This is a genomic window from Bacterioplanoides sp., from assembly GCF_965219715.1.
Taxonomy (GTDB): domain Bacteria; phylum Pseudomonadota; class Gammaproteobacteria; order Pseudomonadales; family Oceanobacteraceae; genus Bacterioplanoides.
Genome location: NZ_OZ244785.1, coordinates 3086010 through 3111972 on the forward strand (window position 1 = coordinate 3086010; position 25963 = coordinate 3111972).

Below are 25963 nucleotides of genomic sequence, written 5' to 3' on the forward strand. Positions count from 1 at the left end.
ATCAGCAGGTAATAAACAAAAACGCCCGCGACAGAGCAATCTGCGCGGGCGTTTTTTATTGCCTTCGTGGTATCAGAACAGCGATTTGTCGGACAGTTCGACGGTATCGTTTATATCGCCACGTTGTTGTTGAAAGCGTGCTTTCCAGCGCAGGCTGGAGTTACCGCTGAGGTGGGTCACCAATGCCGCAGTCGGATTTGTCTGAGCATTAAATTCCGGCAATGCGTTTGGAGATTCAAAGCTGACGCTGCAGTTTGTGTCACTACAGGCGTCCGGGCTGATCTCAATGGATAAGCGGGTTGAGCTGGATTTATCACTGAAACTGGCGCTAGCGAAGATGCCACTGAAGTTCCAGTCAGGCTGCTTTATCTGAGGGATCGTGACGGTCAACGTTTTGCCGTCCTGTGCAACGGATGCCGCCGAGGTCAGATCATTGTGGTCAACAAATTCCGGGAGTGTCTTGTTAAACGTTGGGCTGAACATGCGCCGTGACTGGGTGTTGTTGCCGTTTTGCCAGCTGTGCTCAAAGCGACCATTCTTACTTAGCTCGTCGGTCAGGCCGTAACGCTGACTATCGGTGAATGGCGCCATCTCAAAACGTACACCGTTCTTATTAAAGTAGTAGAGGGCACCGTGGCGCTCATCTGCATCGTTCAGCCAGCGGATCTCTGTCGCACGGCTGCTCAGATCAAAACTGTAGCCATTGCCGAGTCCAGCCAGCGAGGTGTGCAGGAAAAACACCGGGTCATTAATGGCGAAACAGTCTTTGGCGTAAGCGGCTGACAGGAACGGGTTCTCTGCGGTCAGGCGAGCGCTGAACTCAGTTGCTGCGCCGTTTAATTTACCGCTTCCACCTGCAACGGCGATGCTGCAGATTTCAGTATTGGCCGGAGCTTGCAGAGCCACGTTGCGGATATTGCTGCTGGCTTCAGGCTGGCAGCTGCGATTTACACTGGGGTTGGCGCGCCATTCGGCCAGGGTGCGCTTTTGCAGTAATACATTGTTATTACATACGCTGATAACGGTGGCGTTTAGCGCCGTGGCCGGATACTTAACTCCCGGTGCTTTTAACGCCTGCCAGTCGCCGTTATCCAGCTGAATGGCAGCATAGCGGGTATTGTTGAGGTTAAGTGTCAGAGTTTGCTGGCTGACTTCGGAAGATGATGAGCCGGAAGATGAACCGCCACCACAGGCACTTAACAATAAACCAGACAGCACAACGATGGCGCTGAGCGGTTGGTGTGCGAACAGAGACATAATTCTGTTACCTCGAAAAAAGACCGGGCGATTGTAGTGGTTATCCTGAAGTCTCGTTATTCGTGTTTATTGGTAGAGACTAGGTAATTATGCGTATGTCTGAGGCGTGAAGCGGTGATCAAAAACTGAACGATCATTTATTAGGAGTACACCCGTACCAGTATCATCGACTGGCCTGTTTGGCCATGTTGTCAGCTTTTTTGGCTCCCTATACTCCCCGGCGTTAAATAAAAATAAAAACCGGAAATCAAAATGAAAAAATCTTTCTCCAATGTGTTGGCGGCCGGTCTGTTGACGGCTTCTTCTGTAATGGCTCTGAACGCTCAGGCAATGTCTGATCAGCCGGAACCGTCGGGTTATACCCAAACCAAACACCCGATTATGCTGGTACAAGGTATTCTCGCGTTTGACTCCATTGCCGGTGTTGAATACTGGTACAAGATCACTGAAAAATTAGAAGACGAAGGCGCAACGGTTTACACCGCACACATCAATGCATTTAACAACTCGGTTGAGCGTGGCGAGCAGCTGATTAAAGAGCTGGAAAATATTCGTGCGACTAAGCCGGAGATTGAGAAGTTTAATCTGGTAGCACACAGCCAGGGTGGCCTGACGTCGCGCTATGTGATGAGTGTTCGCCCTGACCTGGTGGCTTCTGTAACAACCATGGGCTCGCCTCACACGGGTGCACCGATTGCCGATGTGCTGAATAAGGTCTTCCCGGAAGATACTTTGCTGGGCACCGCGTATGAAGTGGTTGCTGATGCCGCTGGTACCTTAATTGATAAGTTGTCCGGAGATGGTGTTGGCAAGGGCGACACCCGTTCGCTGACGGCTGAATTCACTACCGCCGGAGCTGCTGAATTTAATGCTCAGTATCCGCTGGGTTTGCCAACGGAAAGCTGCGGTGAAGGCCCTGCGTCAGTCACCGTTAATGGTCATGACATTCGCCTGTATTCCTGGGGCGGTGCCGATACCTTTACCAATGTAGCGGATCCTCTGGACTATCTGTTTGGTACCACCGGTCTGTTGTTTGCTGGTGAAAACAGCGACGGTATTACAGGTAGCTGCGCCAGCCACTTTGGTACTGTGATTCGTGACGATTATAAGATGAACCACGGCGATCTGATTAATCAGGTACTGGGCCTGCATTCGTTATTCAGCACTGACCCGCTGTCTTTGTATCGTACTCATGCTAACCGACTGAAGCAGGCTGGCTTGTAATTCGGTATGAGGTGGCAGCAGGTACTGGCTGTTCCGGCCGCGGCGTTATTACTTGTTGCCGCCGGAGTGGTTTTGCAAAACCCGGAAGTCGAGCGTCAGGAAGTTCAGCAACCTGATGATGCTGAGGCTTTTACCATTGAGCCAGCACTCGCCATGGAAGTGGAACGTGTAGATCAAGCCCAGGCGCTGCCAGCCTCATTAGCAGGAACATCTCATGGTGTGCAGCTACTCAGTCGAGATGAGCAGCTGGTGGTTACCGCTTCTCTGAGAGATCTGTTTGATTATTATCTCAGCACATTGGGGGAAGCTTCCGTTGCTCGGATTCAGCAACTGATCGAAACGGAACTGCAACAACAGTTGCAGGGACAAGCGCTGACAGATGCTGTGGAAATTCTGGCGAACTACCTCAGCTACAAACAAGCATTACATTCGTTTGAGCAAGATTATCAGGCAGACCCGAACCATAACCGACAGCAGCAACTGACTTTTATGCAGGAGCGTCAGCAGGCCTTAATTGCGTTGCAAAACCGCGAATTGGGGAATGATGTCGCTGCGGTATTTTTTGCTTTTGATCGTCAGATGGACGACAACACTCTGGCTCGTGCAGCCATTCTTAATTCTGATTTAACCGCAGAGGGTAAACAGCAGGCGCTGGTTAACCTCCAGGCAGAACAGCCCATCCAGCAGCAATTGCAGCAACAACGAACCCAACAGCAGCAACGTTTACTTGAAATCGATCAGGCTGAATTAACCCCAGAAGAAAAGTATCGCCAGCGGGCAGAAACGGTTGGTGAAGATGCCGCTCAGCGACTGGCGCAACTCGATCAGCAACGAGCACAATGGCAGCAGCGCCTTGATGAATTCCGTATGGAACTGCAGCAACTGAAACCATCGTTAGCGGAAGAAGATTATCGCCAGCAATATCAGCAGTTGCTGGAGCAGAGGTTCGAACCTCATGAGCGGGCCCGGGCACAGGCGCTGGTTCGTTAAAAACCACATGCTCCGGTTAACCCGGAGCAATGCTAAGCAGATTTAAGGGCGTGAACCAGGCAGAGTCTCATCGTTGCGACGGCAGATATCGGACTTCTCTGCGTCCGGAAAGCTCGGGACAAACACAAGCTCGCGCGACAGATTCGTCCTTTCCGCATAGCAGCGGCTACCAGAATATTTAGCCGGGCATTGGCCAAGACTGAAATCACCCGCCAAAGCGCTTCGTGCGTCCTGTTCTTCGTTAGCGACAAGCTCAATGCAATAGCTATCGTTATACACATGGTGAACAACAAATTTTCCCTGATTGTCAGCCGGGACGCTCAAATCTTCGAGGATGGTCAGAGTGTAGTTTCCGCTGCCACTGTGCGTACTGACCAGCAGGTTCAGCTTTTCTGCTTTGCTGGTTTTAATACGAATGGTTTCATCACTGTTGTCAGACTCTGATATTGCCAGTTCATTTAAACCGCTGTCCGCCAGTGATATATCGAAGTCGGTATTTTCCGGGCCTTGCAGAGTGATTTTCAGGTTGGCATTTATCGGTGCCGAAAAAGAATAATAGTCTGCGGCATCAACACCTTCCGTGAGTGAGCCGGTCAGCTCGGTGCCAATAGAAAGTGGACTGGCATCATTAACATGATCGTTGGCGCTGTCTGGCTCGGAGATTTTCTGTTGAATTTCAGTGACAGGAGATCGTTTTTCTCCGCCATCCGAGTCTTTGCTATCACTTGATCCACAGCCACTGATGGCGAGAGTGATCGCAGAAATTAAAATCAGTTTATCCATGTGCACTTCCTTAAGATTGTTTTTCGCCAATCCTGACAGGAACACATGAGATCAGGTACCCAGCTACTTTAGGGTTTTTGCTCTGAGTTTTGATTGAATGCCTGAGGCGCTAGAAGCGTTTTCCACTGTTTGCTGCATCAACCTTGTCGCCGTCAAATTTGTTGCTGGAAATATGATCCACTTCATTGTTGATCCATTCTTCTGACCAGGCATTAATTTCTGCTGTGGTGAGTTCAGAGGTTTCAATTACCGGGCTGATAACCACCTGAATCGTTCCCGGCTTTTTAACCCAGTGATCATTCGGCCAATATTCGCCGGAGTTGTGAGCAATGGCTAAAACCGGTGCTTTTGCTTTACCGGCAAGCATGGCGCCACCTTTGGAAAAGTCTTTGCGTTTACCTGGAGGAATTCGTGTGCCTTCAGGAAATACCAACACGTGAATACCGTCGTTCAGGCGCTCTGTGCCTTGTTGAATCACTTGTTTCAGGGCGTTGGCTTTCTGGTTTCGGTCAATAAAAATCGGATGAATCAGATTGAGTGCCCAGCCAAAAAAAGGCAGATACAGCAGCTCTTTTTTAACCACCTGAACGTGTGGCGCAACGGTTGTTGGCAGAAAGAAGGTTTCCCAGGTGCTCTGGTGTTTGCTCAGTAAGACATAGCCCCGGCCATCTTCAGGAACATTTTCCAGACCCTTTACCTGCCAGCGGATGCCACAAATGATGCGCGCCGACCAGACTGCGACGCGGCAATAAAAAACCAGAACAAAATAATTACGCGCCTTCAGTGGCAGGAAGATTCCGATGACAAAACAAATCAGGCACCAGGCGACGGTGAATGTAGCCAGCCAGAGGTAAAACACCAGCGTTCTTAGCATATGACTGAGGTGCACCGGATTGCCTGATGCAGACACTGGGCTGGCTGCTTTCATAGTGATTCCACGGATTGAATAGTCTTTGTTCAGATGAGGGTTTATACCACTTTAGCTGGGGGAATCCGTTTCCATAGATTCTTAGCAGTGTTTCCTGATCAGAGTGTGCTCACACTCTCTTCTGATTTTGAACAAAAGTACTAATTACTTCCGGGCGTTGTTTTATAAAGTTGTCAATATATCGGGCACAGACCTGAATGGATAAATAACAACAATAAGGAATACTTATGCGAACTTCTCCGAAACTTCTCACTACCGCTGTACTGGCTGCGTCACTGATTGCCTGTGGTGGCCAGGACCAGGAAACCCAGAGCCAGCAAGTTAATATCAACAAAAGCCCATCTGCCGGTCCTGAAACCGGGACTCAAACGCTGTCTTTTGACCTGAACGTTCGCAGTGCGTTGGCAGCTGGTATCAGTGCCAGCAACGCTAAAGTGACGATCACTAAAGGTGATTTGCAGCGTACGCAAAATGTGAATCTGGATGGCGATAGCGCCAGTGTCAGCTTCAACTCATTACCAATCGGTGAGTATCAGGTAGCTATTCAGGTAATGGACGGCACAACCGTTGTTGCTCAAGGTTCTGGCACAGCCAATGTGAATGCCGATATTCAGTCTGAAATCGATCTGGTATTGAATGCAGTTACCGGCAATTTGCAGGTAAATCTGTGTATGCCGGATAGCTCTATCGAGTATCAAAGCGGCAGTTATTCTGGTGCACTGACTATGAACTCTGGTCTTAATGAAGGAATTCTAACGGCTGACGGTAAAACCGAAGATATAACAATGCTCGAAACCCAGTTGACCGGAAAAACTTCTTTGTCGGTCGATATTACCTTTGGTAGTGGTACTGATTTTATGGACGGCATTGAACCTGACACTGATGCAGAGTTTAACCCTGTTCTGGATCACGGGGCGAGCATGCTTCTGAAAGCTGATGGTCAGGTTATTGCCGACGTTTCTGGTTGTAATACGGAAGTTTTCTATGATTTAACCAGTGATGAATTACGTGTGATGTATAAAATCACAAATAATCATGATCAGCCAATTATCGCCAGGCTTCTGAATAATATTATCGGCCAGATAGAAACTGATGGTTTGGCTCTGATGCTGGTGTTTAAAGATGACAACGGCGATGCTATATCCGCAGAGACAACCAATGTCAGTGATATTGCCGTAGAGAATTTTGAAACAGTGAAGATGTATGTGGGTGTTCCACGTATGACCGCGACAACGGGTCTGACTGGACTATTGATAGGCAATATAATGGATCTTGTTTATCAGGGAGCTTATGTTGCCGAATCTGAAGAAATTAGTCTGACGGCTGAGTAATTCAGCAGTAAGAATCAAAAGGAGCTGATTTCAGCTCCTTTTTATTTCGACCAAGGATTATTCTGAGGCCAGAATAAAATCGACGAACTCAGCTAAATCACAAAATACTTTACTGTTTTTTAATTCCTCATTGGCCAGTAATTTAGGCAACGTCTTTTCACCCTTACCGGTTTTAACCAAAGCCACTTTACAGTTGGCAGCAGCACCTGCCTGCAAATCACGCAGCGAGTCTCCAACCATCCAGGCGCCTTCAGCTGAAACATTCAGCGCTTTTTCAATCTGGTGAATTAAGCCTGGCAATGGTTTACGGCAGTTACAGTCATCATCCGGGCCATGTGGGCACCAGGCGATATGAGCGAATTTTCCGCCTTCAGCTTTGACGAGCACTGCCATTTTTTTATGCATCGCATCGAGATCTGACTGAGTGAAATACTGACGGGCCAGACCACTCTGATTGGTTGCCACAGCGACCTGAAAACCAGCTTTGCATAAATCAGCAATAGCTTTTGCGCTGCCAGGAATCGGAATCCATTCATCAACGGATTTTACGTATGCGTCCGAGTCCTGATTAATAACACCGTCACGGTCGAGGATGATTAACTTATTCATTGTTTATCGAAAATAGTCAGGCAAAAGGTCTGTGTATATTATCAGTTTAGCTGCTTGTCCGCGTTACTCTTCTGTTGACGTAACCTCAGACTCCCCGAGAAGGTCATTTAATCGATCGCGCGCAGGGACAACCGTCGAACGATGTACTTCGTCTGAGATATCCGTCAGTGTTTCTTTATCGGTCATAGTTTTCATCAGCACCTTAAATGTTGTTGTACCGGTATGTTCGTTCATGATCTTGTTCACAAACTGTCCGGTAACCACTTTGCGGCACACCCGATCCATTGACGGGTAGAGCAATGAATGTCTCATCAGGTAGGGTTTATAACTTTGTGGTGAAAGGCTGACTTGAGTGCTGAGAAAACTGAAGAAGGTTAATAAGAAAACAGCCTGAAAGCCGTTGATGAATGCACAGAATATTCGATCTGCCATACTGGTAAAGCGATTGTTATCAAACCAGCGACTGTGCAGTTCATAATATTTAAAATAATGCTCTCCGGTACGGATCAACGTCCACAACAACAGAAACAGTATCAGAAAGCCGGTAAATTTAAGCACTGCCCAGTCATTAGCGCGGAGAAACCCTATTTCCGTCAGGTATACGCCAAAGTGGCCGCTATATGCACTGGCAATGGAAATTGGTACAAATATCTTGGCCAGATTAAACAGCTCTTTCGATGTGCCATATTTGTAACCGACGACTACCAGTGCGCCGAACAGTAGAAAAATAATAATATCAAAGATCATCCTTGTTCTCCTTTTTATCCCCTTGAAGTTTTTTATTTAGCTTCCGGTTTCTTCTTATATTTTAAAGCGTCCAAAACAGAAATAATAAAGGTAAAAAAGCAGCTGATATCTGATTTTATCTTGCATCTTTTTTTGCCGTAAAATTATTGTAATAGTCATAAAAAATCAAAGTTAATATTTAGACTCAGAGCTGTATTAATTGATAAGTAATACAAAAGCCCTCTGTGAAAGAGGGCTTGGATATAGGGAGTATTATTTAGGCGGAGTTAAATCAAAACCATAAAGTATCCCTTCCATAATCGATTGCTTCTGTATGTCTAGGTGGTTGTACTGAAATACGTTGAGCTTGATATCGTTATTTCCAGGCACATAACGCTTGGTAGTATTAGGAAATCCAGGTAGTGAACTAAAATCTAAGATCTTATCGATATTTATAGCTTCACCCGCCTTTCCACCAATTTGGCCTATTGTATAGTCATAAACACTGTTATTCCCAAGGTTAGATACAGATAATACGATATTAGTTAACTTCAGATCTGAAAACTTAGGGGGTATCACAGGTGTTGTTACAGAAAGGTCAGCTTCAGATAATTTAATATCGCTGATTTTTAATGGAGATGTTTTTCCAGTGATACGGCTTTGCTGACCAGGCTCTGTCGATGATTTGATATAAGACAAAACGAATTTAGGGGTGCCTGTATAGATCCATTGCTCTTGATAGCTACCGTCATTATCGGATAAGACCTGGGGTATAGTTACCCAAGTATCACTTTCGTTGATATTTAGACTAATACCATTATCAAAGTTATTGGAGAAGTAGTTCGCATAATAACTATTGGCATCAGATTTTTTAGGAGTATATGTTGCCAGTATAGATGATTTCGAATCATTAAAGTCAACAGCGTAAGTTTCGCCATCTTTCAACGTTACAGATTTATTTCTGTGACCATAAAACTTCCCGCTTGCGGTGTTTTTGCCAATGGCAAAAATATCCAGTGTTGAACGCGTTTTAGGCATTATCACCTCAATATCTTCGTCGTTACTCGCGGTTTCAGAAGAATTCGCGAGTGCTGGTTCCGCATCAATTAAGTTAAATCCAGCGGTACCATTAGAAATTGTTACTTTTTTGCTGTTTTTAGGGAACTCACAATGGAGTTCGTATCTATACTCGGACCCAACTTTAAAAGTATCAAAATTGATTGATTGATGTGTATAGAGGTGCTCATCATTCTGACTGTCAATACAAAGGTGTGCAATTTCGATCTGTTTATCTTTGATTGCAATAGAATTGTCTTTGCCGTTAGTTAGGTTCTGCCAACCAGCAGATGTTTTTACTGCAAAGTAATCATAAGTTGATGTTTCAACTTTAAAAGTTGTAACAACGTCGCCAGTACCAGCTCCTCCACCAACTGCTGGTTTATCTTTTGTCGAGCTTGAGGAACTACCACCACCGCATGCAGTAACTAAGGCCGTAGCGATTAAAGGAATAAAAATTTTTTTCATAAGAAAAACTCCGTTTTATCAATAAGCAGGCAGGGAAAGCGTGTCTGTTTAAATAGGCTTCCCTGCCTGTGGAAAATAGATTTACTGTTGCAGTACGGAAATATCCGCAATAGCAATAAACAGGCCCTGGAGCTGTTTAAGCAGTGCTAGGCGGTTGTTTTTAACCGCTTCATCATCCGCCATTACCATCACGTTATCGAAGAATGCATCTACCGCATCACGAAGACCTGCCAGAGAAGCTAAGGCTTCTTTGTATTTAGCGTCGGCTAATAATGGCTGAACTTCAGTTTGTTTTTCAGCAACCTGGGTCGCCAGAACTTTTTCAGCCTCTTCGCTTAATAGCACTTCGTTAACGTCTGCAACAACTGCTTCTCCGCCATTCTTAGCCAGAATATTGGATACACGCTTATTGGCTGCTGCCAGTGCTTGTGCTTCTTCCATGGCAGAGAAGCTGTTAACCGCTTGTACGCGGTTGTTGATATCCAATGCGTTGCTTAAACCTAAAGCACGAACAGACTGGAATACTTCCGCAGAGATACCTTCGTCTTTATACCAGGCAGAGAAACGCTCCAGCATATATTCGATCAGGGTAGCTTTGGTTTCTGCTTTAGGAGCAGTTTCCCAATTCGCTTCCAGTGCCCAATCAATCAACTGGCCTAAATCGATATCGATTTCTTTTTCCACCAGAATACGTAGCACACCCAGAGAAGCACGACGCAATGCGAATGGGTCTTTAGAACCCGTTGGGATTTGGCCTAAACCAAACAGGCCCACCAGGCTATCGATACGATCGGCCAGTGCTACACATAAGCCCGCTTGGGTAGAAGGCAGTTCATCACCCGCGAAGGCAGGCATATACTGTTCCTGCATGGCCGCAGCAACGTCTGCGTGCTCGCCATCGCCCTGCGCGTAATAAGTACCAGCGATACCTTGCAGGTCGGTGAATTCATAAACCATATCGGTTAATAAATCGGTTTTACACAGCTTGGCTGCTCGTTGTGCTAAAGCATTGTCGGCACCAATAGCAGTGGCAACTTTATCGGCTAATGCACCGATGCGATCGGTTTTAGCTTTTAAGGTGCCCAGCTTGTTAACCCAAACAATGGTATCCAGTTTTTCGTAACGGCTTTCCAGAGTTTTCTTGCGGTCGGTGTCCCAGAAGAAAGCAGCATCCGCCAGACGTGGGCGAATGACTTTTTCGTTACCTTCGATCACCTGTTTTGGATCTTTCGATTCGATATTAGTCAGGGTGATAAAGATAGGTAGTAGCTTGCCGTTGTCATGACTTTCTGAAGAGACAACGTGGAAATACTTCTGGTGTTCTTTCATAGAAGAAACCAGCGCTTCACTTGGAACACGCAGGAAGTCTTCATCGAAGTTACCTGCCAATGCAGTTGGCCATTCGTTCAGACCAGTTACTTCGTCTAACAGGTCTTCGTCGATAATGGCGACGCCACCAACCTCTTCACCTTTAGCGGTAACTTGCTGGCGAATTAATTCTTTACGCTCGTTGTAATCAACAATTACGAAAGCATCACGCATCGCTTGCTGATAATCAGCGCTGGAATTAATCGTGATTTCTTTGTTGGCGTGGAAACGATGACCGCGAGATTGGTTGCCCGCTTTAGCCCCCAGAATTTCTGCTTCGACCACTTGCTCACCGAACAACATCACTAACCACTGCACCGGGCGAACGAATTCGTTACGGCTTGAGCCCCAACGCATACGCTTGGCGATGGGTAATTTATCCAGAGAGGCCTGAACAATGCCTGGCAGAAGATCTATCGTCGCCTTGCCTTCAATAACGCGAGAAACTTTTAACTTGCCGTTTTCTTCGGTAGCGTCGGCCAGATCAATACCGGCTTTTTTCGCGAAACCTTCAGCGGCCTTGGTTGGTTTACCATCAGCATCGAATGCGATGTTGGCTGGTGGGCCCCACAAAACATCATCACGGTCAGGTTGTTTCTCTGGCAAGTTGTCAACTATTACAGCTAAGCGTCTAGGCGACGCACAGTGGATGCCGTTTACGCTTTCTGACTGGCGAGCAACGTCTGCGCCTCCAACCAAAAGTCCAGCATCCATCAAGCCGTTAATGATTCCATCTGCAAAGCCTTGCCAGAGTTTCTTTAACTGCGTTGGTGGTAATTCTTCAGTACCCAGCTCAACGATAAAGTTACGAGTAGTCATATCCAATTCCCCTTATGCCTTATTCTTCTTGGCTTCTTTCGCTGCTTTTTTAGCAGCCTTCTCTGCGGCTTCTTTTTCTGCAGCGGCGGCTAATGCCAGCACTTCTTTGCGCAGATCTTCAGGGGCCAGAGGGAACTCAAGAGCACGGCGGGATTGGAAATACGCTTCGGCTACGGAGCGAGCCAACGTACGTACGCGCAGGATATACCCCTGACGCTCGGTCACGGAAATCGCGTGACGGGCATCCAGCATGTTGAATGCGTGGGATGCTTTTAACACTTTTTCATAAGCCGGCAGAGCCAGACCAGCCTCGATCAGGCGAGCACAGTCTTTTTCGTGTTGCTCGAATGCCTGGAATAAGAAATCAACATCAGCGTGTTCGAAGTTGTAGGCCGACATTTCCACTTCGTTCTGGTGGAATACATCGCCGTAAGTTACAGGCTTGCCATCCGGGCCATAACACCAAACCAGATCGTAGATGGAATCTACTTCCTGCAGGTACATAGCGATACGTTCCAGACCATAAGTGATCTCACCGGTTACCGGGTAACATTCCAGACCACCCACTTGCTGGAAATAAGTGAACTGAGTCACTTCCATGCCGTTTAACCAGACTTCCCAGCCAAGACCCCAGGCGCCCAGCGTTGGCGATTCCCAGTTGTCTTCTACGAAACGGACATCGTGAACATTAGTATCGATGCCCATTACACGCAGGGATTCCAGATACTTGTCCTGAATATCCAGTGGCGATGGCTTCATCACTACCTGGAATTGGTAGTAGTGCTGCAGACGGTTTGGGTTCTCACCATAGCGGCCGTCAGTCGGACGACGACATGGCTGAACATAAGCTGAGTTCCAGGACTCAGGGCCAATCGCACGCAAGAAGGTCGCGGTGTGGAAGGTGCCGGCGCCCACTTCCATATCAATCGGTTGGTTGATAACACAGCCCTGTTCGGACCAGAACTCTTGCAGGGCAGCAATCAGGCCCTGAAAGGTTTTAATATCGTGGCGGCTTTGTTCAGACACTGCTCGACCTTCTTATGTTTCGGAATTTGGTGGGTTGATCTGCGATCATTCAGTTGGTTGTACCAGACTTGTGTGGCAGAAAAACGAAAGGCGGGGATTATAGCCTTATCTGGCGCTTGCTGATAGGGCTGGGCTCAGGCGTGCTCTGGGTTCCTGATCATCGCTAGTCGATGGGTCAGGGTAAAAATAACCGCACCTGAGCGCCGGCGACTCTTTTATTCTGCAACTGGCGGTTGGCGGTGGTGACGGTACCGTGATGTTCGCCTTGTTGATGGTGCTGAGCGATCAGCTGAACAAAGTAGATACCCAGGCCGCTGGGGCCTTTTTTGGTGCTGTCGGTCTGGCCATCCAGAACATCCTCCGGAAAGCCCGGGCCGTTGTCGCTTACTTCAATCATCAGGCCATTGTCTGAATCGTCAGCGGTGATATTGATTTCTGTTGCACCCGCCTGAGCACTGTTGGTAATCAGGGTCACCAGCGCCAGCTGAATCAGAGTTTCGCTGTAAAAGCCCTGACAATCGTCATCGACTTTATTGTGAAATGTAATCCCGGGAAACTGCAGACTGGTGGCTTCAATAGCATCGTTTACCGTATCGCGTGGCCACGCATCGTCCATTGGAAACTGGCCATTTTCGTGAAAGCGGTACAGGGTAATAAGTTGCAGTGAGTCGTTTTTCAGGCGATTGGTTCGCTGCAAAATAGGCTCGAGCTCTTTTTGATACTGCTGCGGTATCCGGCTCATCGCATCCTGCTCAAAATCGAGCAGAGATTGCAGCTGGTTTTTCAGGTCGTGCACAACCGCCGCCAGCAATTGTTCAAACTTCATATTGCTGCGGCTCTCTTCATCCGGGTGTAGGTTTGTTTTAGTTTGTTGTAGCGGGAAAAACGTTCATCGGCTTTGCCGATTTCACCGATGCGTTTGAACAACTGATAGCAGTCTTTCAATTGGCCGACATCGACCTGATTTTCTTCCATAAAGCTGACTTTGGCCTGGATGGTATTGAGCAACACACTGACACCAGCTTCTTCATAGCTGGTGGCGTTGTCGAAGGCTTCAATTGCTTCTTCATAAAGACCTTTCTCATAAGCCTGAACGCCGCGGGCATTGAGCTCTGTGGTGTACTCGCGAATGGCAACTTCGTTCAATTCGCCTTCCAGTTTTTCCAGGCGGTTAGTTTCCTGATCATCGAGACCTTCGGCTTTGAGCTTATTCATCAGGTCTTTGGCTTTTACGTGCTGACCTGTGTCGATGTAGGCTTCGGTCATCAGCAGGCGCTGATCGATGTCGGGCTCTTTGATTTGTGACAGCAATTCTTCCGCGCGTTTGGCTGAGGAGCGCATACCATCCTGATTATCGGTGCGCAGGTAGGTTTTGCCTTCAACAATGCTGGTTTCAAACATCACTTCAATCTGGCCAGCATAATCCTGACGCAGTTCTTCGATTGCCTTCAGCGCTTTGGTGACTTTGTTTTTGCTTTCTCGGCTGGCATCGGAGCCCATGCTGTGTTGTGCGGCGTGAACAAAGTTGAGGTAATTCTTCGATGTCTTGTAACAGGAGTAACGACCAAGGCGAATCGCCTGCTCAAATGCGTCTTCTGCCACTTTGTAGTTCTCGTTCTGGTAAGCCAGCTTGCCCAGTTCGATCTGACGTAACACCGCCTTGGGAGAAATACTCACGGCCTTTTCCAGCTGTTGCTGTGCGGCTTTGAGCTTACCGGTTCCCATTAGAATGCGTGCGGCCCAGTCGTAACACTGAACGTACATCGGATGTTTTTGCAGGTTTTGTTTCAGCAGCGCCAGTGCGCTTTGTGGATCACCCAGGTGATGCAGGCAGATTGCCTGGCCCAGGCGGGCCCAGGATACCGAGCGGGTATTCAGCAGCGTTGAATAGACTTTAATGGCATCGTTGTAGCGTTGTTGGCGCATGTAAAGCTTGCCGAGAATGCGGGTAACCGGCATCAGCAGCTTGCTGTTTTCCTGCAACAGGTTTTCTGCCAGAACAATGGCGCGGTCAATGTCGTTAGCGTCGATGGCCAGATTGATTGGGTTGAGTTGTTGTTTGATGCGAAAGATCCGGGTCAGGCGTTCGCGCAACATGTTCAGGGTAAACGGCTTGGTGATGTAAGCATCCGGCTCGTATTCCAGAGCGCCCATCACCATATCCACGGCATTCTCACCGGTAACCAGAATAAATAGCGAGGTCGCACGCAGGCGGTTGGAATAACGCGCTTCCTCCAGTACCTGCTGCCCGTCACGGCCTTTGCCGAGGTTATAGTCTGAGAACACGATGTCGTAATCGTGCTCCATCAATAACTCGGAGGCTTCTCTGCCATCCGTTGCTGTATCGATATGCTCGCAACCCAGAAGAGTTGCCATCTTCTTCAGTGCACTACGAGCTTCTACCAGGTCATCAACGATGAGAATTCGTTTGGATTTAAGTGTTTGTTCCAGATTGATCATAGGCCACCTGAGCTGTGTCCATTGAGTTTAGCAAAGCACTGATATTTCGCTGGTTAAAGAACAGCTGTTGTGAGTCGGGGTGGTCGTTGCCGGAATAAACTTGCGCCACGGACTTCAGACCGTAAACTGCGTGCAAACAATAAAACCGAGGTGAATTGTGAAGTCGTTGTTTGGTTACCTGGCGATTGGTTTGATTAAACTGCTGGGCAAAATCTCGTTAGTATCCGCGCAGAAATTGGGCCAGCGTATTGGTGGTTATCTGATGTCTCGCCGCAGCCGCAGCCGCGAAGTGGCGCGGGTAAACCTGTCGCTGGTTTATCCACAAAAAAGTGAAGCTGAGCGTGAGGCGTTGTTGCGTGACAGTCTGGTCGAAAGTGGCAAAACCCTGGCTGAGACCGGGCCGATGTGGGGTTACGACCCGGAGATCACCACCGGCTTAATCAATGACGTTCACGGCGAAGAATTGTACGACGAGCTGATGCAGTATGACGGTGGCAAGTTGTTGCTGGCGCCTCATCTGGGTAATTGGGAAATCATTAACAATTACTGCGCTAAGCGCCGCCACGACATCACTATTATGTATCGTCCGGCGAAATTACCGAGCTTTAACAATTGGATGGTCAGCCGCCGTGAGACCATTGGCTGTAAGCTGGTACCAACCACTCGTGCTGGGGTGATGGGCCTGTTCACGACGCTGAAAAACGGTGAGATGGTGGGATTTCTGCCGGATCAGGAGCCGCGCGTTCAGAGTGGTGTGTTTGCTGACTTTATGGGTCACCCAACGTTAACGCCCAAACTGCCCCATGAAATGCTGAAGAAAACCGGCGCCAAGGCACTGTATGCTTTTGCTAAACGTCTGCCGGATGCCAGGGGCTTTGATATTTACTTCGTGAAACCGGACGAAGATCTGTATTCCGAAGATGTTGAGGTGTCGGCCAACTCTATGAACCGCGGGATCGCAGAATGTATCGCGATTTGCCCGGAGCAATACCAGTGGAGCTACAAACGCTTTAAGCGTCAGCCGGAAGGCATGCCAAACCCATACATTGAGGCCAATGTGCCTTAATAAAAAAACCGGGCATGGCCCGGTTTTTTTATGTTTGATTATTGGATGCCAAAGCATCTGCACTTGTCAGAACATCAGCTGCGCCAGAATGCCGGACTGATCAGTACAAGCAGAGTGAAAATCTCCAGACGCCCGAGCAGCATGGTCAGAGACAGGATCCATTTGGCTGCATCGCTGATATCGCCGTAATGAGCGGAAACATCACCCAGTCCCGGTCCCAGGTTGTTCAGACAGGCACCCACTGCAGAGAAGGCGGTGACGTGATCCAGCCCGGTTGCCAGCAATGCCAGCATCATCACCATATAGGTGCCGACATACAGCGCAAAGAAGCCCCAAACCGCCTCCAGTACCCGTTCGGCAACCGGCTGATTGCCGAGTTTTACCGGAATAATGGCATTGGGGTGAATCAGTCGCAGAATTTCACGAATGCCCTGCTTGTAGATTAACAGCACCCGAATCACCTTCATGCCGCCGCCGGTCGAACCGGCACAGCCACCAATAAAGGCCATCATAAAAAGCAGCACCGGCAGGAAAACCGGCCACACTGAGAAGTCCGCGGTGCCAAAGCCGGTTGTCGTCGCGACCGACACCAGCTCGAACACACCGTAACGAACCGAGTCTTCCCAGCCATAAGTATTGGTCAGATACAGCGCCGGCACGGTTAGCAGTATGCCGCCACCAATCATAATAAAGAAAAATTTCAGCTCGGAATCAGCAAAGAAATGGCCGAGTGAGCGGTTACGCCAGGCGTAGAAGTGCAGCGCAAAATTGAGAGATGACACCAGCATAAAAAATACCGCAATCATCTCAATAGCCGGGCTGTCGAAATAACCCAGCGAAGCATCGTGGGTGGAGAAACCACCGATGGCGACGGTAGCAAAGCTGTGACAAATGGCATCAAACAAGCTCATGCCCGCCAGCCAGTAACCCAGAGCGCAGGCGATGGTTAACATCAGGTAGATGTACCATAGCGCTTTGGCGGTTTCGGTAATTCGTGGGGTCAGTTTGGAGTCTTTTAACGGCCCCGGAGTTTCTGCCCGGAACAGCTGCATGCCACCAATGCCAAGCATCGGCAGTACCGCCACCGCTAATACGATAATTCCCATACCGCCAAGCCACTGCAGTTGCTGGCGATACCACAGGATCGATTTCGGCAGATCATCAATGCCGGTCATAATGGTGGCACCGGTGGTGGTCCAGCCTGACAGCGATTCAAAGAAAGCATCGGTGAAGCTGAGTCCGGGATTATCGGCCAGCATCAGCGGGAAGGTTCCGGATATCGCCAGAACCAGCCAGAACAACACGGTAATCAGGAAGCCGTCACGGGTTCGTAGCTCGTGACGAATATGACGCACCGGCAACCAGCTCATAAAGCCAATACCAAAGGTCAGTAGCAGCGCCATGGCAAAGGCCTGGGTCGCGCCGTCGCTGTACCACATAGAAATCAGCAGCGGTGGCAAGGTCGTCAGGCTGAACAGCATCAGGAAGATGCCTAACACCCGGGCGATAACGTTAAAGTGCATCAGAAGAACCCTAAACCAACCTGGAACAAGCGCTCAACATCCGGGATATGGCGTTTATCCATCACGAACAGGATGACGTGATCGTCGGATTCCACCACCAGTTTGGAGGTTGCCATAATAACTTCGTCGCCGCGCACAATGGCACCAATGGTGGTTCCCGGCGGTAGCGGAATATCGTGAATCGGACGACCAACCACTTTTGACGAACTCTGGTCACCGTGGGCGATGGCCTCAATGGCTTCGGCCGCACCACGACGCAGGGAGTGAACGTTAACCACATCACCACGGCGAACGTGGGTCAGCAGTGAACCAATGGTGGCTTGTTGTGGCGAAATGGCCACATCAATCATGCCGCCCTGAACCAGGTCAACGTAGGCCGATTTATTAATCAGCGTCATCACTTTACGGGCGCCGGAACGCTTCGCCAGCAGCGATGACATGATGTTGGTTTCGTCGTCGTTGGTCAGAGCGCAGAATACATCGGTGTTCTCGATGTTTTCCTCTTCCAGCAGGCTTTTGTCGGTGGCGGAGCCCAGCAGTACCACGGTGCGATTCAGATTTTCGCTGAGGAAGTGGGCGCGCTCTTTGTGAAATTCGATCAGCTTAACCTGATAATCTTTTTCCAGCTGTTTTGCCAATCGATAGCCGATATTACCGCCACCGGCGATCACGATACGTTTGTATGAATCTTCCGCCCGGCGCAGTTCACTCATCACCTTTTTAATGTGGTGTTTGGCGGCAACGAAGAACACCTCGTCATCGGCTTCCACCACGGTTGAGCCGGTTGGCTCAATCGCCTGACCTCGGCGGAAAATTGCCGCCACCCGGGCATTGGTTTCGGGCAGGTGAGTCTTCAGAGTTTTTACATCCTGGCCAACCAATGGGCCGCCGTAATAGGCGCGTACCGCAACCAGCTGAACTTTGCGATTAGCGAAGTCGAGCACCTGTAGGGCACCGGGATACTGCAGTAAGCGGCTGATGTAGTTGGTAACCACTTGCTCCGGAGAGATCAGAACATCAATTGGGAAGGCGTCGTTATTAAACAGGTCGCGTTGCTTCAGATAGGCTGCGGAACGAATCCGCGAGATCTTGGTAGGCGTGCGAAACAGGGTATAAGCAATCTGACAGGCAACCATATTGGTTTCGTCAGAGTTGGTCACCGCGACCAGCATATCGGCATCGTCAGCGCCGGCATCGGCCAGAATCTGAGGATAAGAGCCGCGGCCATAAACGGTTTTAATATCGATGCGGTCCTGCAGCTCACGCAGTCGCGCCGCATCGGTATCGATTACCGTAATATCGTTTTGTTCGTTGGCCAGGTTTTCAGCCAATGTGCCACCAACCTGGCCTGCGCCTAAGATAATAATCTTCAAGGTTTAGTTACCCTTCACCAATAAGGCATAAAAGAAACCATCATGGCCATTCTCTTGTGGGAACAGCTGACGCCCGGCATTACAGGCGACTCCCGGAAGATTGTCCATAGCTGACAAGACATTCTCCAGTGGCTGGTGGGAAATATCCTGTCCTGCCTCAAGCTTAGCTGCGATAAAGCGCTCAACCTGATCGTTGTTTTCCCGCGGTAGTACCGAGCAGGTGGCATATAAAAGGCGGCCACCGGGTTTTAGCAAATCCCAGGCAGTGTTCAGCAGGGTTTGCTGTACCTCGGCCAGTTGCTCAATATCATCACGGCGACGTAATAATTTGATATCCGGGTGGCGGCGGATTACGCCGGTTGCTGAGCAGGGCGCATCCAGCAGAATGGCGTCGAACTGCTCGCCTTCCCACCAGTCATCGGTCGCAGCCATATCGGCGCAAACAACACCGGCCGACAACCCGAGACGTTCCAGATTTTCTTCGACCCGTTCCAGTCGTGATGCTTCCAGGTCTAAGGCGGTGACATCGCAGTCTGCGGCTTCCAATAAGGCGCATGTCTTACCGCCGGGGGCAGCACAGGCATCAAGAATCACCTCATTCGCTTGAGGCGCCAGAATCAGCGATGCCAGCTGCGCGGCTTCATCCTGAACGCTGATGTCACCGTCATCGAATCCTGGCAACTGCGTAACATCGCAGGGTTGCGCTAAATAAATTGCGAATGGCGCAAATTCAGCGGCGCGGGCTTCAATACCTGCTTGCTGCAGTCTCTCCAGATACGCTTCGCGGCTGCCGTGGCGCTGGTTCACTCGCAGGCATAGCGGTGGGCGTTGATTGTTTTGTTCGAATACCTGCTGCCAGTCATCTGGCCAGGCTTTCTGCATCATTTTCATCAGCCATTTAGGATGGCTGCTGGCCGTTACCGGGTTATTTTCCAGAGGAGCGGTCAGTTCTTCGTACTCACGTCCGTAGCGTCGCAGGCAGGCATTCACCACCGATTTGGCGTAGCCTTTGCCCATCTCTTCACAGACATCCACCGTGGCATGAACCGCAGCATGGGGCGCTTTTTTCTGCACTTCCAGCTGGTACAAACCAACAATCATCAACGCCTGAAGGTCCTGATCTTCGTCACCAAAAGGGGTTTTTAACAGCATTTTGGTGATGGCATTCAGGCGCTGGAAATAGCGGCAGCTGCCCAGCGCCATATCGCGCAGGAAACCACGGTCTTCGTCGTTGACCCGCTCTTCCAGCGGTGGCAACGCTTGGTTTAGCGACTGCCCCTGCATCACCTGGTATACCGCCTGGGTGGCGGCATAACGTGCGGAAATCTGACTGTTTGAGGCCTTGCCGTACAAACTGCTCACAGTTCAGACGCCAGCACGTAGTTGGCCTGAAATAAGTTTGGTTGACCGTTTATCACATCGGCGACCATCATGGCTTTTTTGCCCGCCAGTTGGATCTGTTCCAGACGTAAAACCCCTTCAGCACAAGCGACTTCGATGCCGTCGGCTGAAACCTGGGCAATGGTGCCTGGCTGTAGCTGAGTGACTTTCTCAAGTGCCGTTGCTTTGAGTACCCGGATTCGGTCGTTGCCAAGCAGGGTGAAGGCCACAGGGAACGGATTAAAGGCGCGTACCCGCAAAGCCAGGTCGTCGGCATTCTGCGACCAGTCGAGCAGGGCTTCTTCTTTCTTTAATTTGTGAGCGTAATTGGCCTGAGCGTCGTTTTGTTTTTCTGGCTGTAACTCACCGGCTTCAAGTTGTGCCAGTGTTGCCAGTAACGATTGTGGGCCAATGGCTGCAAGGCGGTCATGCAGGCTGCCACCGGTATCGTCGAGTGTGATGCCAGTGGTGATCTTATGCAGCATGTCGCCGGTATCCAGGCCTGCATCCATCTGCATGATGGTGATGCCGGTCATTTTGTCGCCAGCTTCGATACAACGCTGAATCGGAGCGGCGCCACGCCAGCGTGGTAACAGCGAGGCATGCACATTCAGACAACCGTGCTTGGGTGCATCCAGTACCGACTGAGGCAATAACAAACCGTAGGCGACCACAATCATAACGTCGGCGTTCAGTGCTTCCAGCTGTGCCACATCGGCAGGGTCTTTGAAATTGACCGGCTGGTACACATCGATGTTGTGCTCCAGAGCGACCTGTTTTACCGGACTGGGTTGCAGTTTCTTGCCACGGCCAGCTGGACGGTCAGGCTGGCTGTAAACGGCGATCACCTCGTGTTCGCTATCAATCAGCGAGCTCAGGTGAAGCGCAGCAAAATCCGGCGTACCGGCAAATACAATTTTTAAAGGCATGAGTTTCTCTGGCTATCGCTGGATGATTTATTTGCGGCGCGCTTCAAGCTTATGTTTTTTATCGAGCTTGTCTTTGATGCGCTTGCGCTTAAGTGGCGAAACGTAATCAACCATTAACTTGCCTTCAAGGTGATCCACTTCGTGCTGAATACATACTGCCAGCAGGCCAGTACATTCCAGTTCGAACTGATTACCGTCGCGGTCCAGTGCTTTCACCAGGCAGTGTTCGATGCGGGTTACTTCTTCATAGAAGCCCGGTACCGACAGACAACCTTCCTGCATGGTTTCCGGATCACCTTCTAAAACGGTGATTTCCGGGTTGATAAATACCAGCGGCTCGCTTTTATCTTCGGACACATCAATGGTGATGATGCGTTCGTGGATATCGACCTGAGTTGCCGCCAGTCCGATCCCCGGCGCGTCATACATGGTTTCGAACATATCGTCGACGATGGTGCGAATACAGTCATCCACTTGCGCCACTGGCTTTGCCACTGTGCGTAAACGTTGATCCGGGAATTCAAGAATTGGAAGTAATGCCATAAAGAATCTGTACTTAAAAAGCCACTGCGGTTATTAACGGGTTATAGAAACTGCTTATAGATAACAACGGCGTTCACTTGCTACACTGCGGACAGTGAACTGCACAAGTCGCCAAAGACTAATAATAAAGGGAATAGAGGATGAGCAAAACCTTCAAACGCTTTCTCCTTGCCGGTTTAGTGACGGTTTCTGCAACCGCCGCGGCAATTGATGTAAAGCCTGATGCTCCCAAGCGTTATGTTGTAGAAGAAGGTGATACCTTATGGAGCATCGCAGAGCGTTATGCTGACGATGCTTGGCAGTGGCCTGAAATCTGGTTCCAGAATAACCAGATTAAGAACCCACACCTGATTTTTCCGGGCGACGAAATCGGCCTGGTCACCATTAATGGTGAAACCAAGGCAACGGTTATTAAGCGTGGCATGGCCAGCCGTACCGTTAAATTATCCCCTGGTCTGGTAAAAATGCAGCCAACCGCACGGATAGAATCGATTGAATCGGCAATTCCGGCAATTCCTCTGGATGCAATTCGTGGCTTCCTGCGTGACCACCGTGTTGTTCAACCGGATGAGTTATCCAAAGCGCCGCGTGTGATTTCCGGATCAAATGGCCATATCCTGATGGGCGCCGGTGAAACCGTCTATGCCCGTGGTGATTTCTCTGAAGCCGAAGCCGCTTATGGTGTATTCCGTCAGGGTCAGGTTTATGTCGATCCTAAAAATGGCGAAGTGCTTGGTGCAGAAGCGCTGGACATTGGTTTAGGTCGGGTTGATGCGGTTGATGGTGATATCGCAACCATGACACTGGATCGTACCAACCAGCAGGTATCGGTGGGTGATCGCCTGTTAGCCACTGAAGATCGCGAATTGATTGCCCGTTATTACCCTAAGCCACCATCCATCGATGTTGAAGGCCAGGTACTGGCGGTATCGGGTGGTGTGACCCAGGTTGGTCAATACGACGTGGTGGTGCTGAACCGTGGTGATCGTGACAAGTTGGAGCCGGGCTCTGTGCTGGTGATCGAGAAAGCCGGGGCTATCGTTTACGACCGTATTGCAGGCGAAGACGTACGTTTACCGAATACACGTGCCGGTACATTGATGGTGTTCCGGACGTTTGATAAGTTGTCGTACGCGTTAGTTATGCGTGCAACCAGTCCATTACGGGTGGGTGACCACTTCGTCACTCCGTAACAGGAGACGCTTATGATGCTCAGGGAAGAGCTGGTAAAAGCCTGGTGGAAGCTCACCAAGCTGCCAGGTGTTGGCAGCGTCACCATAGGTGATATCCGTCAGCAACTGTCTCATCCGAACGACCTGCTGAGCTGCAGTCCGCAGCAGCTGGTTTCTATGGGGTTAAAACCCGAAGCCGCCGAGCGCTGGCATTCCGACAGTTCCTTATTAAACGGTTTTGACAAACTCCAGGCCTGGTGCCGGTTTAACGGTTATGGCGTATTGCTCGCCGGTGTTGAGCCTTATCCACAGGCATTGGCTGTTCTGCGTGATGCCCCCACGATTCTCTATTATCACGGCAATATCGACTGTCTGAAAAAGCCGATGGTAGCCATGGTTGGCAGTCGTAAACCAAGTCAGTATGGCGCCCAGTGGGCGGAAAAAACGGCTTCTGAACTGTCCGCAGCCGGCGTGACTGTGGTCAGTGGTCTGGCGATTGGTGTGGATGGTCATGTGCATCAGGGCGCGATTCACGGAGGTGGCAGCACCATTGCCGTGATGGGCAGTGGCCCGGATGTGATTTATCCACAGCGTCACCTTGGACTGGCGCAAATGATTATGCAGGACGGTTTGCTGTTGTCTGAATTTATGCCGGGCACCGAACCTCAATCGCGACACTTTCCATCGCGTAATCGCATCATCAGTGGCCTGAGTCTCGGGACTGTGGTGGTAGAAGCTGCGATTAAGAGTGGCTCGCTGATTACCGCACGTCAGGCGGCAGAGCAGGGGCGTGAGGTCTTTGCCCTACCCGGGCTGGTAACGAATCCGACAAGTCACGGCTGCCATCAGCTGATCCGTGAAGGGGCCTATCTGGTTCAGAATACTCAGGATATCCTGCAGGAACTGGGACTGACGGCAACAAGTGTCAGTGAGCAGGCCCAGCTTCAGTTTGATGAGCTGCCCATCCCGGAAAAACAACCGCGTATTATCGCCCAGGCAACTGCGGCCGTTGAGCAACCCCAACCGATTGCTGAGGTTCCGGTTGAGCCTGCGGAACCTGCCCCGGATCTGGTTACCCATATTGATTTTGAAGCGACCAGTGCTGATGTCATTGCGATTCGCAGCGACCTGCCAATGGCGGAGTTATTACCGGCGTTGATGGAGCTCGAACTGGCCGGCTGGATTGCCCAGGCACCGGGCGGTTATCAACGACTGAAATAGCGCTTTTGTCGCTGCCAATCACGCTTCCTTTCACTCCTGCGCTTGTCGCTGCCAAAGCCTTACGGTAGTGTTCCGCCTTTGTACTGAACCCCGTGCAGTTTTTAACCTGATAGCAGATACGATATGAATCCCTGGCACTTAGAACAAGCGCGTCGCTGCGTCGAGCAGGGCGGTGTTATTGCCTACCCGACCGAGGCGGTTTGGGGCTTAGGCTGCGATCCGACCAATGATGAAGCGATTCAGCGCATTCTCGATATTAAGAAGCGGCCATGGCAGAAAGGTATGCTGGTGGTTGCGGCATCTTTGGATCAGCTCGACGACTATCTGTTGCCGTTATCCGGCGATGATTTCAAATTGGTGGATGCCACCTGGCCGGGGCCAGTAACCTGGGTTCTGCCATGCGACGAGTCGGTATCTCCTTTGTTGCGGGGAGAGACCCGCAATGATCAGCCGACGCTGGCGGTACGTATCAGTGCTCACCCTATGGTACGAGCTTTGTGTGAAAAAGCCGGACCTCTGGTGTCTACCTCGGCCAACCCGGCCGGGCGTGAGCCTGCCCGCTCTATGGTGCAGCTGCGCCAATACTTTAAGCCAGCGACCATCAAAACCTTTGGTGGTAAACAAGTGGTCGACTTTATCTTGCCGGGCAACCTTGGCGGTCAGAAACAACCTTCAGAAATCCGTACGCTGGATGGCCAGCGACTGCGATAAGGAATTTTTATGAGTCATACCAGCACCGTGGATGTAGCAGCGGTAAAAGCGTATTTACTGGATCTGCAGGATCGGATTTGTGCCGCGTTAGAAGCGCAGGATGGTCAGGCACAGTTTGTTGAAGATGCCTGGGATCGCGATCCGAACGACAGCTCTCTGGCACTGACGGGTGGTGGTCGCACACGTGTGATTGCTGATGGTGCGGTGATCGAAAAAGGCGGAGTGAACTTCTCCCATGTGAAAGGACCACAATTGCCGGCATCCGCGACTGCCAGTCGTCCGGAATTAGCGGGCCGCAGCTTTCAGGCATTGGGTGTTTCACTGGTGATTCACCCGAAAAATCCCTATGTACCAACATCACACGCCAACGTACGGCTGTTTATCGCAGAGAAAGAAGGTGAAGAGCCGGTCTGGTGGATGGGAGGCGGCTTTGATTTGACGCCGTTCTATCCCTACGAAGAAGACGTGGTCCACTGGCACCAGACTGCGAAAGATTTATGTGAACCTTTCGGCGCTGAGGCGTTTCCAAAGTACAAGAAATGGTGTGACGAATACTTTTTCCTCAAGCACCGTAACGAAACCCGTGGGGTGGGTGGCCTGTTCTTCGATGATATGAATGAATGGGATGGCGAGCTTAACTTTGAAAAGAGCTTCGCCTTTATGAAAGCCGTGGGTGACGGCTACATCGATGCCTATGTCCCGATTGTCGCTAAGCGCAAAGACGAATCATTCGGCGAGCGTGAGCGTAAGTTCCAGCTTTATCGTCGCGGTCGCTATGTAGAATTTAACCTGGTGTTTGATCGCGGCACCATCTTTGGTCTGCAAACCGGTGGTCGTACGGAATCGATTCTGATGTCGCTGCCTCCGGTTGTGCACTGGGATTATGACTGGCAGCCAGAGCCGGGCAGCCCGGAAGCTCGTCTGTACGACGAGTTTCTGCCCCACAAAGATTGGGTGTGATAAATAATAGTTGCAACAAGCATCAGCCGTAACAACGTAG

Annotated in this window: 23 protein-coding genes; 8 read left to right on the top strand and 15 right to left on the bottom strand. The window is 50.0% G+C overall.

The annotated features are described in order from the left end of the window. Window positions 1-72 precede the first annotated feature (72 nt). Window positions 73-1257 carry a hypothetical protein gene (locus ACOQOZ_RS14515; protein ID WP_420588869.1) on the bottom strand — a complete coding sequence of 395 codons (1185 nt, stop codon included), beginning with the start codon at window positions 1255-1257 and terminating at the stop codon, window positions 73-75. A gap of 252 nt (window positions 1258-1509) precedes the next feature. Here ACOQOZ_RS14515 and ACOQOZ_RS14520 point away from each other — a divergent pair, with 252 nt between their 5' ends. Both ACOQOZ_RS14520 and ACOQOZ_RS14525 read left to right on the top strand, forming a co-directional pair. Beyond that, window positions 1510-2481, top strand: a complete 972-nt coding sequence (locus ACOQOZ_RS14520; RefSeq protein WP_420588870.1) for an esterase/lipase family protein — start codon at window positions 1510-1512, stop codon at window positions 2479-2481. Between the two features lie 6 nt (window positions 2482-2487). After that, on the top strand, window positions 2488-3471 hold the full coding sequence (locus ACOQOZ_RS14525; RefSeq protein ID WP_420588871.1) for a lipase secretion chaperone: 984 nt from the start codon (window positions 2488-2490) through the stop codon (window positions 3469-3471). A 42-nt stretch (window positions 3472-3513) separates the two neighbouring features. On the opposite strand, the gene ACOQOZ_RS14530 is transcribed toward ACOQOZ_RS14525, so the two are convergent. Together ACOQOZ_RS14530 and ACOQOZ_RS14535 are read right to left on the bottom strand one after the other, a co-directional pair. Then, on the bottom strand, window positions 3514-4254 hold the full coding sequence (locus ACOQOZ_RS14530; RefSeq protein ID WP_420588872.1) for a PPC domain-containing protein: 741 nt from the start codon (window positions 4252-4254) through the stop codon (window positions 3514-3516). A 109-nt stretch (window positions 4255-4363) separates the two neighbouring features. Then, window positions 4364-5182 carry a lysophospholipid acyltransferase family protein gene (locus tag ACOQOZ_RS14535; RefSeq protein WP_420588873.1) on the bottom strand — a complete coding sequence of 273 codons (819 nt, stop codon included), beginning with the start codon at window positions 5180-5182 and terminating at the stop codon, window positions 4364-4366. A gap of 227 nt (window positions 5183-5409) precedes the next feature. On the opposite strand from ACOQOZ_RS14535, the gene ACOQOZ_RS14540 reads away from it, so the two are divergent. Continuing rightward, a complete protein-coding gene (locus ACOQOZ_RS14540; RefSeq protein WP_420588874.1) occupies window positions 5410-6513 on the top strand; it encodes a hypothetical protein in 1104 nt (367 codons plus the stop codon). A gap of 57 nt (window positions 6514-6570) precedes the next feature. Here ACOQOZ_RS14540 and gmhB read toward each other — a convergent pair whose 3' ends face one another. The 7 genes from gmhB to ACOQOZ_RS14575 form a co-directional block, all read right to left on the bottom strand. Then, the gene (gene gmhB / locus ACOQOZ_RS14545) at window positions 6571-7122 is read right to left on the bottom strand and encodes a D-glycero-beta-D-manno-heptose 1,7-bisphosphate 7-phosphatase (RefSeq protein ID WP_420588875.1); all 552 of its coding nucleotides are present in this window, start codon (window positions 7120-7122) and stop codon (window positions 6571-6573) included. A 63-nt stretch (window positions 7123-7185) separates the two neighbouring features. Continuing rightward, window positions 7186-7869 carry a CvpA family protein gene (locus ACOQOZ_RS14550; protein WP_420588876.1) on the bottom strand — a complete coding sequence of 228 codons (684 nt, stop codon included), beginning with the start codon at window positions 7867-7869 and terminating at the stop codon, window positions 7186-7188. A gap of 252 nt (window positions 7870-8121) precedes the next feature. Beyond that, the gene (locus ACOQOZ_RS14555; protein WP_420588877.1) at window positions 8122-9372 is read right to left on the bottom strand and encodes a hypothetical protein; all 1251 of its coding nucleotides are present in this window, start codon (window positions 9370-9372) and stop codon (window positions 8122-8124) included. 81 nt (window positions 9373-9453) lie between these two features. Next, window positions 9454-11559, bottom strand: coding sequence for a glycine--tRNA ligase subunit beta (gene glyS, locus ACOQOZ_RS14560; RefSeq protein WP_420588878.1), 2106 nt, complete (start codon window positions 11557-11559; stop codon window positions 9454-9456). A 12-nt stretch (window positions 11560-11571) separates the two neighbouring features. Then, complete coding sequence (gene glyQ / locus ACOQOZ_RS14565; protein ID WP_420588879.1) at window positions 11572-12585, bottom strand: glycine--tRNA ligase subunit alpha; 1014 nt, start codon at window positions 12583-12585, stop codon at window positions 11572-11574. 175 nt (window positions 12586-12760) lie between these two features. Further along, the gene (locus tag ACOQOZ_RS14570; RefSeq protein WP_420588880.1) at window positions 12761-13411 is read right to left on the bottom strand and encodes a sensor histidine kinase; all 651 of its coding nucleotides are present in this window, start codon (window positions 13409-13411) and stop codon (window positions 12761-12763) included. Further along, window positions 13408-15045: a response regulator gene (locus ACOQOZ_RS14575; RefSeq protein WP_420588881.1), complete on the bottom strand. Its 1638-nt coding sequence runs from the start codon at window positions 15043-15045 to the stop codon at window positions 13408-13410. Before ACOQOZ_RS14575 ends, ACOQOZ_RS14570 begins: the two co-directional genes overlap by 4 nt. A 157-nt stretch (window positions 15046-15202) precedes the next feature. Between ACOQOZ_RS14575 and ACOQOZ_RS14580 the strand changes: the two genes are divergently transcribed. Next, complete coding sequence (locus tag ACOQOZ_RS14580; protein ID WP_420588882.1) at window positions 15203-16111, top strand: lysophospholipid acyltransferase family protein; 909 nt, start codon at window positions 15203-15205, stop codon at window positions 16109-16111. 74 nt (window positions 16112-16185) lie between these two features. Here ACOQOZ_RS14580 and ACOQOZ_RS14585 read toward each other — a convergent pair whose 3' ends face one another. Genes ACOQOZ_RS14585 through def form a run of 5 tightly spaced genes read right to left on the bottom strand, consistent with a single transcriptional unit; the run spans window position 16186 to window position 21859 of the window. Next, window positions 16186-17634 carry a TrkH family potassium uptake protein gene (locus tag ACOQOZ_RS14585; RefSeq protein WP_420588883.1) on the bottom strand — a complete coding sequence of 483 codons (1449 nt, stop codon included), beginning with the start codon at window positions 17632-17634 and terminating at the stop codon, window positions 16186-16188. Continuing rightward, window positions 17634-19007 carry a Trk system potassium transporter TrkA gene (gene trkA, locus ACOQOZ_RS14590; RefSeq protein ID WP_420588884.1) on the bottom strand — a complete coding sequence of 458 codons (1374 nt, stop codon included), beginning with the start codon at window positions 19005-19007 and terminating at the stop codon, window positions 17634-17636. Before trkA ends, ACOQOZ_RS14585 begins: the two co-directional genes overlap by 1 nt. Window positions 19008-19010: 3 nt before the next feature. Next, on the bottom strand, window positions 19011-20369 hold the full coding sequence (rsmB, locus tag ACOQOZ_RS14595; RefSeq protein ID WP_420588885.1) for a 16S rRNA (cytosine(967)-C(5))-methyltransferase RsmB: 1359 nt from the start codon (window positions 20367-20369) through the stop codon (window positions 19011-19013). Further along, window positions 20366-21316, bottom strand: coding sequence for a methionyl-tRNA formyltransferase (fmt, locus tag ACOQOZ_RS14600; protein WP_420588886.1), 951 nt, complete (start codon window positions 21314-21316; stop codon window positions 20366-20368). The genes rsmB and fmt overlap by 4 nt, the downstream gene beginning before the upstream one ends. A 27-nt stretch (window positions 21317-21343) precedes the next feature. After that, window positions 21344-21859 carry a peptide deformylase gene (gene def / locus ACOQOZ_RS14605; protein WP_420588887.1) on the bottom strand — a complete coding sequence of 172 codons (516 nt, stop codon included), beginning with the start codon at window positions 21857-21859 and terminating at the stop codon, window positions 21344-21346. 140 nt (window positions 21860-21999) lie between these two features. Between def and ACOQOZ_RS14610 the strand changes: the two genes are divergently transcribed. The 4 genes from ACOQOZ_RS14610 (at window position 22000) to hemF (ending at window position 25923) form a co-directional block, all read left to right on the top strand. Further along, window positions 22000-23052, top strand: a complete 1053-nt coding sequence (locus ACOQOZ_RS14610; protein ID WP_420588888.1) for a LysM peptidoglycan-binding domain-containing protein — start codon at window positions 22000-22002, stop codon at window positions 23050-23052. Window positions 23053-23064: 12 nt separating this feature from the next. Then, complete coding sequence (dprA, locus tag ACOQOZ_RS14615) at window positions 23065-24252, top strand: DNA-processing protein DprA (protein WP_420588889.1); 1188 nt, start codon at window positions 23065-23067, stop codon at window positions 24250-24252. Between the two features lie 123 nt (window positions 24253-24375). Beyond that, entirely contained in the window at window positions 24376-24963 is a 588-nt protein-coding gene (locus ACOQOZ_RS14620; RefSeq protein ID WP_420588890.1) for an L-threonylcarbamoyladenylate synthase, read from the top strand. A gap of 9 nt (window positions 24964-24972) precedes the next feature. Then, on the top strand, window positions 24973-25923 hold the full coding sequence (gene hemF, locus ACOQOZ_RS14625; RefSeq protein ID WP_420588891.1) for an oxygen-dependent coproporphyrinogen oxidase: 951 nt from the start codon (window positions 24973-24975) through the stop codon (window positions 25921-25923). Window positions 25924-25963: the final 40 nt, after the last annotated feature.

Bases quoted from the DNA above. Each gene is read 5' to 3' on its own strand.
- fmt (WP_420588886.1), bottom strand. From the start codon at position 21,316: ATGCCTTTAAAAATTGTATTTGCCGGTACGCCGGATTTTGCTGCGCTT.
- ACOQOZ_RS14520 (WP_420588870.1), top strand. From the start codon at position 1,510: ATGAAAAAATCTTTCTCCAATGTGTTGGCGGCCGGTCTGTTGACGGCT.
- ACOQOZ_RS14525 (WP_420588871.1), top strand. From the start codon at position 2,488: ATGAGGTGGCAGCAGGTACTGGCTGTTCCGGCCGCGGCGTTATTACTT.
- ACOQOZ_RS14570 (WP_420588880.1), bottom strand. From the start codon at position 13,411: ATGAAGTTTGAACAATTGCTGGCGGCGGTTGTGCACGACCTGAAAAAC.
- ACOQOZ_RS14575 (WP_420588881.1), bottom strand. From the start codon at position 15,045: ATGATCAATCTGGAACAAACACTTAAATCCAAACGAATTCTCATCGTT.
- hemF (WP_420588891.1), top strand. From the start codon at position 24,973: ATGAGTCATACCAGCACCGTGGATGTAGCAGCGGTAAAAGCGTATTTA.
- ACOQOZ_RS14555 (WP_420588877.1), bottom strand. From the start codon at position 9,372: ATGAAAAAAATTTTTATTCCTTTAATCGCTACGGCCTTAGTTACTGCA.
- glyS (WP_420588878.1), bottom strand. From the start codon at position 11,559: ATGACTACTCGTAACTTTATCGTTGAGCTGGGTACTGAAGAATTACCA.
- ACOQOZ_RS14585 (WP_420588883.1), bottom strand. From the start codon at position 17,634: ATGCACTTTAACGTTATCGCCCGGGTGTTAGGCATCTTCCTGATGCTG.
- ACOQOZ_RS14610 (WP_420588888.1), top strand. From the start codon at position 22,000: ATGAGCAAAACCTTCAAACGCTTTCTCCTTGCCGGTTTAGTGACGGTT.
- ACOQOZ_RS14620 (WP_420588890.1), top strand. From the start codon at position 24,376: ATGAATCCCTGGCACTTAGAACAAGCGCGTCGCTGCGTCGAGCAGGGC.
- ACOQOZ_RS14535 (WP_420588873.1), bottom strand. From the start codon at position 5,182: ATGAAAGCAGCCAGCCCAGTGTCTGCATCAGGCAATCCGGTGCACCTC.
- ACOQOZ_RS14530 (WP_420588872.1), bottom strand. From the start codon at position 4,254: ATGGATAAACTGATTTTAATTTCTGCGATCACTCTCGCCATCAGTGGC.
- ACOQOZ_RS14550 (WP_420588876.1), bottom strand. From the start codon at position 7,869: ATGATCTTTGATATTATTATTTTTCTACTGTTCGGCGCACTGGTAGTC.
- def (WP_420588887.1), bottom strand. From the start codon at position 21,859: ATGGCATTACTTCCAATTCTTGAATTCCCGGATCAACGTTTACGCACA.
- ACOQOZ_RS14540 (WP_420588874.1), top strand. From the start codon at position 5,410: ATGCGAACTTCTCCGAAACTTCTCACTACCGCTGTACTGGCTGCGTCA.
- ACOQOZ_RS14515 (WP_420588869.1), bottom strand. From the start codon at position 1,257: ATGTCTCTGTTCGCACACCAACCGCTCAGCGCCATCGTTGTGCTGTCT.
- dprA (WP_420588889.1), top strand. From the start codon at position 23,065: ATGATGCTCAGGGAAGAGCTGGTAAAAGCCTGGTGGAAGCTCACCAAG.
- gmhB (WP_420588875.1), bottom strand. From the start codon at position 7,122: ATGAATAAGTTAATCATCCTCGACCGTGACGGTGTTATTAATCAGGAC.